Origin of the sequence: Acinetobacter sp. TYF_19, assembly GCF_043105125.1 — a bacterium.
GTDB lineage: Bacteria > Pseudomonadota > Gammaproteobacteria > Pseudomonadales > Moraxellaceae > Acinetobacter > Acinetobacter johnsonii.
In genome coordinates this window covers 13,277-27,077 of record NZ_JBICLH010000085.1, presented here as the reverse complement: position 1 = coordinate 27,077, position 13,801 = coordinate 13,277, and the positions used below count along the sequence as shown (strand labels likewise).

At 41.8% G+C, this 13,801-nt stretch carries 14 protein-coding genes and 1 pseudogene; 6 read left to right on the top strand and 9 right to left on the bottom strand.

Features of this window, described 5'->3' with window-relative positions; genetic code table 11:
• Positions 1–57: 57 nt before the first annotated feature.
• Positions 58–573: a hypothetical protein gene (locus tag ACF8FD_RS14265; RefSeq protein WP_205667289.1), complete on the bottom strand. Its 516-nt coding sequence runs from the start codon at positions 571–573 to the stop codon at positions 58–60.
• 236 nt (positions 574–809) lie between these two features.
• Here ACF8FD_RS14265 and ACF8FD_RS14260 point away from each other — a divergent pair, with 236 nt between their 5' ends.
• Entirely contained in the window at positions 810–1,499 is a 690-nt protein-coding gene (locus ACF8FD_RS14260) for a DsbA family protein (RefSeq protein WP_205667290.1), read from the top strand.
• 97 nt (positions 1,500–1,596) lie between these two features.
• On the opposite strand, the gene ACF8FD_RS14255 is transcribed toward ACF8FD_RS14260, so the two are convergent.
• Positions 1,597–1,797 (bottom strand): dodecin family protein, encoded by a 201-nt coding sequence (locus ACF8FD_RS14255; protein ID WP_104221963.1) that lies wholly within the window; start codon positions 1,795–1,797, stop codon positions 1,597–1,599.
• Between the two features lie 459 nt (positions 1,798–2,256).
• On the opposite strand from ACF8FD_RS14255, the gene ACF8FD_RS14250 reads away from it, so the two are divergent.
• The 4 genes from ACF8FD_RS14250 to ACF8FD_RS14235 all read left to right on the top strand — a co-directional run bounded on the left by ACF8FD_RS14250 (position 2,257) and on the right by ACF8FD_RS14235 (position 6,135).
• On the top strand, positions 2,257–2,418 hold the full coding sequence (locus ACF8FD_RS14250; protein ID WP_205667291.1) for a hypothetical protein: 162 nt from the start codon (positions 2,257–2,259) through the stop codon (positions 2,416–2,418).
• A 276-nt stretch (positions 2,419–2,694) separates the two neighbouring features.
• On the top strand, positions 2,695–2,874 hold the full coding sequence (locus tag ACF8FD_RS14245) for a hypothetical protein (protein WP_017397192.1): 180 nt from the start codon (positions 2,695–2,697) through the stop codon (positions 2,872–2,874).
• Between the two features lie 10 nt (positions 2,875–2,884).
• Entirely contained in the window at positions 2,885–4,906 is a 2,022-nt protein-coding gene (locus ACF8FD_RS14240; protein ID WP_392453517.1) for a hypothetical protein, read from the top strand.
• 77 nt (positions 4,907–4,983) lie between these two features.
• Complete coding sequence (locus tag ACF8FD_RS14235; protein WP_392453516.1) at positions 4,984–6,135, top strand: hypothetical protein; 1,152 nt, start codon at positions 4,984–4,986, stop codon at positions 6,133–6,135.
• Positions 6,136–6,317: 182 nt separating this feature from the next.
• On the opposite strand, the gene htpG is transcribed toward ACF8FD_RS14235, so the two are convergent.
• The 5 genes from htpG to ACF8FD_RS14210 all read right to left on the bottom strand — a co-directional run bounded on the left by htpG (position 6,318) and on the right by ACF8FD_RS14210 (position 12,097).
• Positions 6,318–8,237: a molecular chaperone HtpG gene (gene htpG / locus ACF8FD_RS14230; RefSeq protein WP_392453515.1), complete on the bottom strand. Its 1,920-nt coding sequence runs from the start codon at positions 8,235–8,237 to the stop codon at positions 6,318–6,320.
• Between the two features lie 98 nt (positions 8,238–8,335).
• Complete coding sequence (locus tag ACF8FD_RS14225; RefSeq protein ID WP_078425773.1) at positions 8,336–8,680, bottom strand: lysozyme inhibitor LprI family protein; 345 nt, start codon at positions 8,678–8,680, stop codon at positions 8,336–8,338.
• Positions 8,681–8,840: 160 nt separating this feature from the next.
• Positions 8,841–9,425: an OmpW family protein gene (locus ACF8FD_RS14220; RefSeq protein WP_078425774.1), complete on the bottom strand. Its 585-nt coding sequence runs from the start codon at positions 9,423–9,425 to the stop codon at positions 8,841–8,843.
• A gap of 315 nt (positions 9,426–9,740) precedes the next feature.
• Complete coding sequence (locus ACF8FD_RS14215) at positions 9,741–11,111, bottom strand: Na+/H+ antiporter family protein (protein ID WP_114392518.1); 1,371 nt, start codon at positions 11,109–11,111, stop codon at positions 9,741–9,743.
• A 101-nt stretch (positions 11,112–11,212) separates the two neighbouring features.
• A complete protein-coding gene (locus ACF8FD_RS14210) occupies positions 11,213–12,097 on the bottom strand; it encodes an alpha/beta fold hydrolase (protein ID WP_114392520.1) in 885 nt (294 codons plus the stop codon).
• A 116-nt stretch (positions 12,098–12,213) separates the two neighbouring features.
• Between ACF8FD_RS14210 and ACF8FD_RS14205 the strand changes: the two are divergent.
• Positions 12,214–12,698: pseudogene (locus ACF8FD_RS14205) on the top strand (DUF4442 domain-containing protein).
• 48 nt (positions 12,699–12,746) lie between these two features.
• Here ACF8FD_RS14205 and ACF8FD_RS14200 read toward each other — a convergent pair.
• Positions 12,747–13,103 (bottom strand): DNA transfer protein p32, encoded by a 357-nt coding sequence (locus tag ACF8FD_RS14200; protein WP_058868762.1) that lies wholly within the window; start codon positions 13,101–13,103, stop codon positions 12,747–12,749.
• Positions 13,104–13,252: 149 nt separating this feature from the next.
• Positions 13,253–13,792: a hypothetical protein gene (locus tag ACF8FD_RS14195; RefSeq protein WP_205667296.1), complete on the bottom strand. Its 540-nt coding sequence runs from the start codon at positions 13,790–13,792 to the stop codon at positions 13,253–13,255.
• Between the last annotated feature and the right edge of the window lie 9 nt (positions 13,793–13,801).

The window sequence follows — 13,801 nt, the reverse complement described above, 5'->3', positions numbered from 1 at the left end:
AAGGCCGTACCCTCCCCAAGTGGATGAGGAATATACTGGCGATAGAATTAGGAAGTATTACTTCGCTGGAGCTGTTCTCGGTTGCTGACTATTCTGTTGAATCCCTTGCATAAAATTCCGATCAATCTGCCCAATCGAAATTTGTTCACGGGCAATTTGTACATTGGTCGCATTACGGTCAATGCCAAACGGCTGCAACATGATATACAAGCCTTCAGTTGGATTAGACGACTGTAAACCAGCGGCAATGTTCAAGACATGCTCGCGTAACAAAGGCGGCACAGAATTTAGATCTGCGGTGACCGCAGGTGGCAAAATATCGATGTTTTGAGTAATGGTCGGATCGACCACAAAAGACTGTGCATCATCCTGCAACTGAACGATACGGTGCTGCAAGGCTTTACGAATGTTTTCATCCTGTTGATAAGGAATCACGCCCGTTTCAGCACGTAGCTCTGATTCCGCCATGGTTTTAAAAGTCGGTAGACTCACGATCTCACCATTGGCTTGCAGCAAAGTCGGCATAAAAAGAAGAACACAACAAAAAACCGGAAGAGAATTTAAAAATTTCATAAAACAATCCCAAACGCTAAGAGATATAAAAAGGCAAGCTCAAACTGAGCGCCTTCACCCTATTGTATATTTTTCGATCTTTATGCTGCGTAGTTGTCAGATAAACGGTCAAACCCAGAGGGTTCAACTGATTGAGTCCATAGCGAAACCGCTTTTTTTAATGGCCCTGCTTTAAATTTTATAACTCATCCCCATCATTTCCTTAGTTGCTCTTTTTACTATTTTTGAGAAATCGCATGCGTGTAGATATTTGGTCAGATGTTGTTTGTCCTTTTTGTTATATTGGCAAAAAACGTTTAGAAGCAGCGGCTGAACAAGCTGGTGTGGAATTGGAAGTGCACTGGCACAGTTTTGAACTGGATCCAGATGCACCAGTACGCCAAGAAATTTCGAACTCAGAACGTCTCGCACTAAAATATGGTCGCACAGTGGCTGAAGTTGAAGAGATGCAACGTAATATTGCCAAAATGGCTGCGGAGGAAGGCATTGAATTTAACTGGGAAAATGCCAACTCAGGCAACAGTTTCAATGCACACCGTATTATTCACCTTGCTCAAAGCCATGGTTTAGGCAATGAAGCTAAAGAAGCTTTTTTCTTTAGCTATATGACGCAAGGCTTACCGATTGGTGAACGTGAAACTATTGAAGATGTGGCCTCTCGTATTGGCTTAAACCCAGTTGAGGTAGATGATGTGTTGGATTCTGACGAATATGCAGATTTCGTGAAGTTTGACCAAGAGGTGGCGCGTGAACAACTGAAAGTAACGGGTGTACCGTTCTTTGTTTTCGATCAGCGTGTGGCTTTAGCGGGTGCACAGCCACGTGAAGTCTTTTTACAAGTCCTTGAAAAAGCACAAATGCCTGCAGAAGAAAATAATGCGGCACAGTGTTCAGATGAGTCTTGTGAAACACCCAAAAAATCATAAGAATACTGGATTCAGAGCTTAACTGAGCCCTATCCATAGATAAGAAAATCCCCGACCTGCGGGGATTTTTTATAGGTTAAAAAAATGGATTTATTTTTTAATCGACCAAGAAACTAATTTTAAGATTGACCCGATATTCTACAATTTGGTTGTCCTTAATCACCACTTTTTGTTCATTGATCCAAGCACCTTGAACATTCTTCACCGTCTCAGTGACTTTTGCGATGCCTGTCTGAATTGCATCTTCAAAACTTTTCTCACTGCTTGAATTGACTTCTACCACTTTTGCAATGGCCATCTGTTTATCCTCAGCTATTGTTGTTTTTACCTGTTCATCTTAGATGAATTTTTAATCAAAAATAGATAAGTTAAACATTCCACAGCAAAAACTTACACAGTGCGCACAATCAAAAGACTTCAAAATGGTGAATATTTAAACGATTAATCATGTAACTCTACGCCCTTTTTCAGCTCTCATTTCAGACAAAAAAGACCTACTTTCAAGCTTCCTTTCAAACTTGAAAATCTAAATTTTCACTTTAAATTTAAACAGCTTAGCGCTGGAGTAAAAACTCTATACCAGACTAGAGTATTTATTCTAATTTATTGTTTTTTAACAATAAATGAACTCACCATTCATCTTTTACTGGTCTAAATCAGCGCTTAAATCGATCATTTTTTGATATCATTCATGCGAAATTTATCTTTTTAAAACTCCCAGTCTCCTAAGTGAGACCTCCTTTTTAGAGGAAAAATCATGAACGCTGTTAAATATGCTTTGGCTATCGCTGTAATGGCTCTTTCTGCAACTGTTTCTGCACAAGTTGTTTTTGTTCCAGATTTTCCTGTAAAAAAACCAGCAGACACTCAAACGGCAACGGCTGATGCTCCTGCGGCTGCACCACATCAAGAAGCGTAATTTGCGCTGACTTGATCAAAAATAGGCAATGTTGATTGCCTATTTTTTTTGCCCAAAATTGCAAAGAACTGACAAAAAATTTCAGCTATGAACCCTCTAGGGCAAAAATATTTAATTCAATCTGTGCTGAAATCGAAATTATCTACATTTTTCACTACCCTTTTCTCGTATCGAGAGCAGAATAATTTTTGCCTATTTATTCTTTTCTAATTATGATCAAACAAGAAGACCCAATTCCAAAACCAATAAATTAAATGCACTCAATAGCACATACCTATGCAAAATTTACAAGCCCTCATTCAAGGCCGTATTACGCCCCAAGCCATTGACCTTGATCAATTGATTGCGTTTGCACAGCAGTATACGCAGCCGACTTCAGCCGAATATAAATTACTTGAACTGGCCATCAATATGGTTTTGGCAAGCTACTTGGAACAAGCACAAAAACAACTTTAGAGTTCAGCGCATGAAAGCAATCGAAAAAGCACTGCTGATCAAAGAACTGCATCAATTGATTGATGGTTTGGAGCATCAACCTCTGTCTTTTTTTGAAATTGCGCGCTCGAAAAAACGCATTCGCGAAATTTTTGCACTCTGTGATGAACCCATTTTTCAAAAACAACTCGAAGCCTATAAGGCACTGACTCAGCCTCAAGCGGCGGCTGAACGCTGGATACAGCAAAGCCCCTACCAGCATGCCTATATTGGACTATTTCAATACGAGTCTGCTTTAACCGATGCCTTAAAACAGCAGGCGGCTTTCGCATGGGGTGTTTTGTATAAATCAGGTTTAGGTTGGCAAATTGTTTTTCAAAACACCCCAACTACACTGTATAGCAGCCCATGGCACATAAAGTTTGAACACGCTTACCAATGGTTTTTGAGCCATGCACAAAGTGCTCAACAACCCGAGAACGTACCTTTTCTCACAACACCTGAAACATCCATAGAAGTTGCAGAAGTTGCAGAAGTTGCAGAAGTTGCAGAAGTTGCAGAAGTTGCAGAAGTTGCAGAAGTTGCAGAAGTTGCACGAGACCAGTTTTTTCTGCCCGTTACAACCACATTCGATGAAGAAACTAGCCTAGGGCATGCACAGGACAATGTGATTACTGACGCTTTTGTTTTCACGGGTATTGAGCTTTTAAGCATTGCTACAGATGATACATCGGCCGAACATCCCCAAGATTCTAAATCATTGCTCCCCAAAGTCAGTCCTGAGTCTAGTCTGCTTTTATCTAAGGCTGAAGCAGCGCTTCATTTCAATACGGAAATACAACCTACATTCGACAGCAACCTAAATGCAACTCAAATTGAAGAATCCAAACTCAGGTCTTTTAAACAAGACGCTGTAGAAGATGTCGTCTCAATCAATCCTATTAAACTAAGTATCAAACAAGATAAGGAACCTGAAAATCAGGTCGATATCGTACAAAAAGATTTAGATCTTCAACCTGAAGTATTAGCAGAAAATCATTTGATTCTCAGCAATCAGCCTCTTTTAAGTGATGGGCTATGTCCGCCTCAGGAAGAATTTATCATTGAGGCCGCTGCACCCATTCGATTTGACCTCAAGCCAAGTGCGTCTATTTCAACGCTTGCCATTCAGGATTTTATCCAAAGGCGATCGATCTTGGCTGAACCACCAGATACAGACATTTCATCTGAATTTCAACAGCAAGATCCACTTGAAAGCGAGGTGACAGCACCATGCCCTGTTTTGCAGGATAGCCATACAGAAAATTCAGAAGCATCAGCTACTGCTGCGCAACCCATACTGCCCGCACAGATTCATTTGGGGCAATATCAAGCGAAATTGTGCACGCTGCATCAACCAAATTTAGATCCTAAGCTCTATGGCCTCGACATTTCAGGGCACACCGAGATCGGTCAAAATATCGATTTTCTGATCCACAGCGACCAACTCGATCACTGGTTGGACTATCCCATCTATTTAGCAGAACAGACCCAGCAGCACGGAGAGTTTATTAAGTATTTGGCTCTATTCGGTGCTGACAGTCCCACGGAAGCCATTCGCCTGAGCCAACAATTTGCCCAGAGTGGTCAGCATCAAGTCGCAGCCATCCGCGAAATTGTATGGGACCAGCTACAAAGTCATATGCATGATGCATTTTCGATTTTTCAGCTGTATACCCACCAGGCCAAACTGGTATGGCATATTGAAGACTATCATCCATTTATTCTGGCCGATCTACTTAATAGCCGTAAATTCATCCAGTTTGAAGAAAGCTCCGCGGATGTAAATACGCCCATTTTAGTGTTAAAAGAACGACAAAAAATTCGAGTAATTCATGGTCAAAAGCGGGTTGAACTCTCGCGTACCGAGATCGCGTATCCATGCTTGGTCTTAGACCGACAGCACGGCGTCAGTTGGCAGCTGATTCAAAATACGATTTCCACTTTGCCTGAACCTATCACTGTGTTTCAATTATTTGATTCTATTCAAAAACAACTGGGCAGCGAGTTGTAGAGTTTTGTATTTTCTACTTGTGTTCTTATGTGAAATTTACAACACTAAAACATCGAAGAACAATAAAGTACGAAAGCATGCTAAGAACTCAACATGTGGGATCCATCTCTTTATTTTTCTGCCTAAGTTTAGGTACATACGTCAACGTGGCTTGGGCGGAAAGCAATACCAACAGCACACAACATTTTGTGCCACCTCACGACGTGGCTGAAATTGACAAAATCGCATCGCCCCCCAAAGGTAGTGGACTTTTATACCAAATTCCACAGTGGATCGACTCACTTCCAACCGTCTTACCTGAAGAGTCGGACGAGCTGATTGTGCCCACGACTGACCTCACTGAAGAACGCACGTGGGTCGACCGCCAGCAAAAAGAAGTTCGAAACTGGGCAGACCGAACAGCCACTAAAATGGACAATTGGTTTGGTGAAACTGATCCTAAAAAACCGGCCACAGCCACCTTAAGGGTCTTGGTCGATAACCGCTGGAATAAACATGATGAATATGATGTAAAACCACGTATTCGAGGTCGAGTCAAACTTCCAACTTTAGAACATAAACTCAGTGTGGTGTTTGGGGATGACTCATTAGATAACGAACTGCAAAACAATGTTGTAATTACCAATGAAAATCCACCCAGTGCGAATAACGATAAAACATTTGACCGCCGCCAAACCCGTGATGCGAATAGTTCAATAGCATTAAGGTGGTCACAACTGTCAGATCGCCTTCCTTTTGAAACTGATTTCGACCTAGGGGTCCGTTCAGGGGATGATATCTATGCGCGGATCGAGTTATCGAAAGAATGGAAACTCGACAATGATTTTCGCGCTTATGCTGAACAGATTTATCGTTATGGTATCGACAGTGAAAATTATTTACGTACTAACCTAGAGCTAACCCATGCACGCCCCAATCAGCCATTTTTATCCAATCAGTTCAGCCTGACCTATGCAGACGATCAAGATGATGATCTGCTCTGGGATAACTATAGCTTTAGACAACACCAATTCTTTCATGGCAATCGTTTTAACTACGGCATTTACACTGGTGGTTTCTACAACAACGATGACCTGCGCTTGAACCGTTGGGGGCCTTTTGTCTCGTGGCGTCAACCCTTCTTACGCGAGTGGTTTTATATCCAAGGCGATTTAAATTATTTTAATGATCACCGTGAAGACCGCAGCCATTACGTCAGTGCCTTGGTGCGTTTTGAGGCTTTATTTTAATGGCATGGTGGATATTTAAGCTGAACTGTGGATAAGTTCTCACTTATCCACGGATATCCACATCAACTTCTTTTCCACCGAGTTAATCAATACATTCGACAGTTTTTAAGGTGCTTGATCCAACTCATTGACATAAAAGAAAGCCTATCTTAACGATAGGCTTTCTTTAAACATATAATGGTTTATTGAAGCAATAAGCTGTTAATCCGTTTGATATATTCGGCAGGATCATCAGGTAAGCCGCCTTCAGCAATCATCGCTTGGTCAAAAATCACATTGGCCAAGTCATCAAACTGTGCCGAATTTTCTAATTTTTTCACCAATGGATGCTCTGGGTTAATTTCCAAAATTGGCTTGCTTTCAGGTACGGCCTGACCCGCTTGTTGCAGCATACGAATCAGTTGTGGAGAAAGCTCTCCCTCACCTGTCACCAAGCATGCAGGTGAATCCACCAAACGTGTGGTCACACGTACTTCTTTGGTCTTGGCTTTCAATGAGTCAGACAGTTTTTCAACCACAGGTTTAAACTGCTCTGCGGCTGCTTCAAGTGCTTTCTTCTCTTCGGCATCTTGTAAATCACCTAAGTCGACTGCACCTTTGGCCACGTTTTGCATTGGTGTGCCATCAAACTCATGTACAAATTCCATTGCCCATTCATCGACACGGTCTGCCATGAGTAAGACTTCAATTCCTTTTTTCTTAAACAGCTCAAGTTGTGGCGAGTTCTTCGCAGCATTGAGACTGTCTGCAGTCACATAGTAAATCGCTTTTTGCCCCTCAGGCATACGCGCTTTATAGTCCTGCAAAGAAGTACTCACCGCATCATTGTTTGAAGTTGAGAAACGTAAAAGTTTTAAAATACGCTCACGGTTACCAAAGTCTTCGCCCAAACCTTCTTTTAACACTGAACCAAATTCACGGTAGAAGGTTTTGAACTTCTCTTGATCTTTTTCATCTTCCGATTTGGCTAAAGCATCCAACATGGTCAATACACGGCGTGCATTCCCTTCACGAATGGTTTTCACATCACGGCTTTCTTGTAACAACTCACGACTAACGTTCAGTGGTAAATCGGCACTATCAACCACCCCTTGAACAAAGCGTAAATAGTTTGGAATCAAGTTATCCGCATCATCCATAATGAAGACACGTTTCACATAGAGCTTAATCCCTGCTTTGGCTTCACGGGTAAAGATATTGGCTGCTGCTTTACTCGGTACATACAACAGCTGTGTATATTCGGTACTGCCTTCGACGCGGTTATGCGCCCATGCCAGTGGGGCTTCAAAATCATGGCTGAGATTCTTATAAAACTCGATGTACTGCTCTTCAGTCACTTCATTTTTATTACGTGTCCACAGGGCGCTGGCTGAGTTAATCGCTTCCCACTCACCCGTTTTCACATACTGACCGGGTTTTAGTTCTTCACCTTCGACCGCTTCTTCTTGCTGCCAAACTTCTTTTTGCATCTCAATCGGCAGGCTAATGTGATCCGAGTATTTATTGATAATTTGCTTCACTTTATGCGACTGTAAATAGTCCAACGCATCTTCACGCAAATGTAAAATAATATCGGTACCGCGGCTGTCTTTGTGGATCTGCTCGACTTCGAACTCACCCGTGCCCGCACTGACCCAACGTACAGCCTGATCAGCATCCACACCTGCACGGCGTGATTCTACGGTAATTTTGTCAGCCACAATAAAGCCCGAGTAGAAACCTACACCGAACTGACCAATCAGTTGTGCATCTGATTTTTGGTCACCTGTGAGCTTAGACATAAAGTCCTTGGTTCCAGACTTAGCAATCGTACCTAAGTGGTCAATCGCTTCTTGTTCAGTTAAACCAATCCCATTGTCTGAAATGGTCAGTGTTTGATTGGCTTCATCAAAGCTGACGCGCACATGTAAGTCCGGGTCATTTTCATAATATTCAGGATGATTAATGCCTTCAAAACGCAATTTATCGCAGGCATCGGATGCATTTGAGATCAATTCACGTAGGAAAATGTCAGGATTTGAATATAGTGAGTGCGTCACTAAATGTAATAGCTGAGCCACTTCAGCTTGGAAACTATGTTTATGTACGTTTTGCTCGCTCATCAATCGCTCCTTAATGTATTAAGTCTTATAGAGAATGCTTAATGAATTGGAGTGAGCGATACGTTTTTCAATAGCAATCGCAAGTTTTTTTGCTTTTTTTAAAATGGGCCCTGACGGTAAATACGATCTAGCTGTAGTTCTAACTGCTGCTGGCGCATTTTATACACGTCCATGAGGCAACGTTGTGAAGCACCACAACGGTCACGGAGACTCAACCACTTCACTTGCTCATCCTGAATCAAGCCACGTGTCCCCATCGGAACAAGACGTTTTAAGATGGTATAGGTGGTGGCCATTTTCACATCGGCATCGTTGATTTGGCGATACTCACAAATCGCATGTTCTGTCGTCGTTTTTGCTTTATCACAATTAAAACTTGCCGCTTGAGCATGCATGCTCCACGCCAAACCACAGACTAAACCGATTCCGAACATAGATTTCATTTTTATAACTCTCTTATTCTGTTTCTATCCATTTTATAGATGATTTTCTTTTAATACTGAATCATCGTGATTTATTTCAGCATTGATCACTATTCAACTTTAGTCTTTGCATAAAAAAACCCCATCATCGATGAGGTTCTTAAAAAGCTACTTTTAATTATTAAAATTTGTAGCTATAACCGAGTGTATAAATTACTGGATCGATATCTAATTTAAACTTCGTTGTGCCATCTACATTTACTTCTGGGTTCAGATCTGCATAACGGACATCGGCAAACACACCCCAGTTTTTTGCATCAGCAGGTTGGAAGTTAAAACCAATTTGCGCAGCATAACCAAAATCTTCTTTTACGCTCTTCACACCCTCCTCATCCCATGCAATAAAAGCTGTTGCACCGACACCAATATAAGGCGTGAAACCTGTTGAGTTTTTAAAGTTATATTTTGCAGTTAATGTTGGCGGTAAATGTTTAATTTTTACTGCTTCTGCACCATTAATGAGTATATCGTGGCTAATTGGCGTTGCTAGCAGTAACTCTGCAGAAATATTGTCATTAAAGAAATATTCAACCGATGGCGTAAACGCGAGTTCGCTATCTGCTTCAACCGTTAATGTACCATTCGCAATTTTCGTGTCCTGCGTTGGTGCAACTGCAGATCCACCGACTTTGACTTGCCATTGACCTGCCATTGCAGCAGATGCAGAAAGACCCATTAATGTAATTAGAGCAATTTGCTTCAACATTTCAAACAACCTCTGTTTGTAAAATAATTAATATAAAAATTAACATTAACTCATCATAAACAAGAGTGTAATTAATATGCAATTATAATAATAATGTATTTTAAATGCTATTTTTAAGTGATTGTTTATAATTGATTTAAATATTAAATACACTGTTTTAGTTGGTTTTAAATTAATAACGAAAAATCAAAATAAATATATTTTAATTCCAACCTTTTTAATCCGAATTAACATTATAAACCCGATTATTTTAATCTGAATAAATAATAAAAAAGGCGATTTAAAATCGCCTTCTTATAATAATTGGAGGGTAAATTACAAAACCATGGCCGCAATCCAACCAAAAATCATGAGTGGAATATTAAAGTGAATAAAGGTCGGGATCACACTGTCTTTCATGTGATCATGCTGACCATCCATATTCAAACCCGAAGTCGGCCCCAAAGTGGAGTCAGAAGCCGGAGAACCTGCATCACCGAGTGCCGCAGCCGTACCAATAATCGCAATGGTTGCCGCTGGACTGAAACCAAACTGGATACACAAAGGCACATAAATAATTGCTAAAATTGGAATGGTAGAGAACGAAGAACCAATTCCTAAAGTAATCAGTAAGCCAATCAATAGCATCCAAAATGCAGCGAGTCCTTGGCTAGAACCAATCCATTGCACTGATGCTTCTACCAATGCTGGCACTTGATTGGTCGCAGAAATAACAGATGCAAAACCTTGTGCTGCAATCATAATGAAACCAACTAATGCCATCATTCGCATACCGCTAATAATCACATCATCTGCTTCTTTCCATTTAAAAATTCCCGCACAGCTCAAAATCGCAACACCAACCAGACCAGCTAAAATCATGGAATCTGATGCGACTTGCACCCAAAGCGTAGCAACTACCGCAATGAGAGCCATAGATAACGTAAACTTTGAAATTTCGGGCTTAGACTTCTCACCCGTGATATCAAGTTCAGAAGAAATACTTTGCTGCACTGGTTCTACGTGTACTTCTTCGTATACACGTTTCTTACGGTAACTAAAGAATACAGCAACTAATAAACCAACAAACATGCCAAAAACAGGAATGGCCATTGCTGAAGGGATATCGGCATAATTGATTTTAAAACCATAGGGTTGCCCAAAAGTATTAATGTTTTGACCTAAAATATCATTTAGGAAAATCGCACCAAATCCAAATGGTACCAACATATATGTGGCAACCAAGCCAAAGGTTAGAACACAAGCAATTAGTCGACGGTCTAACTGAAGATGGTTAAACACACTTAATAAAGGAGGAATCAGGACTGGAATAAACGCAATATGTACAGGAATGACGTTTTGTGAACAAATGGCTGCTAACGCGACGGTTATAAAAATCAGATATTTAACCCGATTTTGTGCCTTTTCATTGCTCGAACCTTTCAATGTTTTAATAAGCTTATAGGCCAACAAGTCAGGTAAACCTGAGCGTGCCAAGGCCAAAGCAAATGCACCTAAGACCCCGTAAGCCAACGCAATTTTTGCGCCGCCCCCAAGCCCATTATTAAATGCTTCGAGGGTACCGTGTAGCCCTAAACCAGCCAATAAACCACCTGTGACAGCACCAATAATTAATGCAAATACTACAGGCACACGAGCTAATGAAAGTCCAAACATGACCCCAATAGCGGCAAGAATTGCGAACATAGTGAAAAGAGTGACTTGGAAGAAAGGCGCATTTTATCAGAAAATAACCAAAAAATTCTGCCCTTACAGGTCGCTAGCACCTTTCTCTTTCACAGATCATTTCAGCTGGCTTTAACACAACGCCAGTTTTGAACAAACCTTTTGATTTCTTTAGCAATTACCTCAGGCTGGCTCAAGATTGCCCAGTGGTTGGCATTTACATTCACCCGTTGAAAATTCTCGACCCACTTCGGTATTTCATCGATTAACGCTGGACTCACAAACTGATCCTGCTCCAACACAATCGCTTGTACGGGACAAATTGCAAAGCGTTCCCGAGGTTTCGTCAGGCGTGGGATAAAGTTGGCGCGGTAGAGCCCAACCCCGTGTTTACCATCAGCAGCAATGTGATGATTCAGCGGTAAGTCTGAACGTCCTTCTAAACGCGATAAAACTTTGCCCCAATGCTTAGGACTAAAAAACTGCCATACGGCTGGTGCTAAAAAAGGCAACTGAAAGGCCACAATGTACCAAGACTTCTTTAACTGCTTAAAAAATTGAGGCTTGTGTTGTACGAACTGTTCACGCATCCAAAATGCGGCATGGTCTAAGCATGGGCCTGAAATGGTGGTAAATGACAGCATACGCTCTCTAAATTTAGGCTCAGTCGCGGACTCCCATGACTGAATCGCTCCCCAATCATGCGCAATCAGATGAAAGCTACGCTGTGGGATCACACTATTCACCACACTTTCCAAATCTAGTGATAGCTGAGGCAAGGCATAGGCCAGTGTACGACGCGGCACACTCGACATCCCTGCACCGCGAACGTCATAGGTCACAATATAATAATCTTGCACCAGATGCCCAATCACAGGCTCCCAGACCTCTTGATTATCTGGATAGCCATGCACCAAGACCAGCACAGGATTGTTCGCATTGCCCCATGTTTTCACATAAAGTCTTTGCTGATCTGTAGTTTGCACCCAGTAACTTTGCTGCTCCATATTCAGCTCCTTATTATTATTGACTGTTTTTTATACTTTACTGGCAAAACGATCAATGCCAATTGATTTGATCTTCTCTAGTATGGATAGAAGTTCATCAGATACCATTGACCGAAATGAGCATTTTAAAAAAACTTGTGACACAGCCGATTGTCGCGAAATATATTTTTAATCATTTTGCCCCCTTTAAAGGTGCAGGGATTCAAATTGAAAAATTTGACCTTAAACACTACCATATTCGCGTCAAAATGCCCCTCACTCGACAAAACCGAAATATTGTCGGCGTACATTTTGGCGGGAGCTTATATGCGATGGTCGACCCTTTTTATATGACCCTGCTGATGCACCACTTAGGCAATAAATTATTGTTTGGGACAAAGCAGCCTCTATCCAATTTCTCAGCCCAGGTCGCAGTACAGTCTATGCAGACTTTCATCTTGATGCCCAAGAAATCGCGACCGTGAAACAACTGGCCGACAACTATGCCCCCGTACATCGTATTTATACCTTAAATTTTTATGATGAAGCTGGCATTCGAATTGCAGAAGTGGAAAAGACTTTATATATCCGTCGTAAAAAACCTAAACCGGCACAGCTATAAAAAAGCACTTCCATGAAGTGCTTTTTTTGGAAATTTGAACTTAAGACATTATTTACGTTCTTCAATTGCTGCGCCTGCGCCACCGCCGATGGCACCACCAATGGCAGCGCCAGTATTACCACCAAACACGCTTTTACCCACTGCTGAACCAATCGCACCGCCAACACCACTGTAGGTTGCATTACGGTTTGAGCCACCTTGAGCTTTACTGCCCACAGCCGCACCAGCACCACCACCAACGGCTGCACCTACACCGCCACCGAGGCTATTCCCCGCAGCACCACCTACTGCACCACCTAAAGCCGCTGTCCCAATACGTTGCTCAGAAGCGCTCATATTTTCACAACCTGCCAATAGCATCGTCGAAAGAGATGCCACTGCAATAATGCTCATATACTTTTTCATGAGATTTGTCCTTATTGGCTATTTCTTACAGCATAAAAGATCAGTATGAACTTAAAACCCGTGAAATGTTACGGTTACAGGTGCTATTGCTGAAAATTTGTAAGTAAGAAGCCCTCCTTAGAGGGCCTCTTACCGTATTCAACTCAAGCTTATTCAGGCTCTTTCACCACAACCACATCTTTGGTGGTGGTGCCATTTTCTTGGAGCACCGCACGTGTCACACTTTCTTTACTGTTCGGATCTTTCACTTGATCTAGTTTCAGCTCCTTACGTACAGGTTGCTGCCCTTTCTTAAACTCAACCCCTTGTGCATCAACTTGCTTACCTTCTGCAAGGACTACACCACCTTGACTCAAGGTCGATTTCACTTCAACTTTGGATGTCGGAACAATCACGCTACCTTTTTGCACAATCGGTGCAGACATTTTTTTATCTGAAAATTGGCTGGCATTTTCTTCGAGAACCACTTCACGCGCCACAATATCTTTACCACCATTTTTCACTTCAAAAATAGTCGCTTCGGTCGTCCGCACAGGGTCTTGACCTGCGACACTGCGAATAATCTGTGTTTTGACAATCGGTACAACCGCTTTATCCTCCACAGTTATGGTATTCGGCATCGGCGCTGCCATCGTTTGGCTCACAAATGCGAAGATGCTTAAGCCCAATAGCTTTGATGTCAATTTCATGTGGAACCA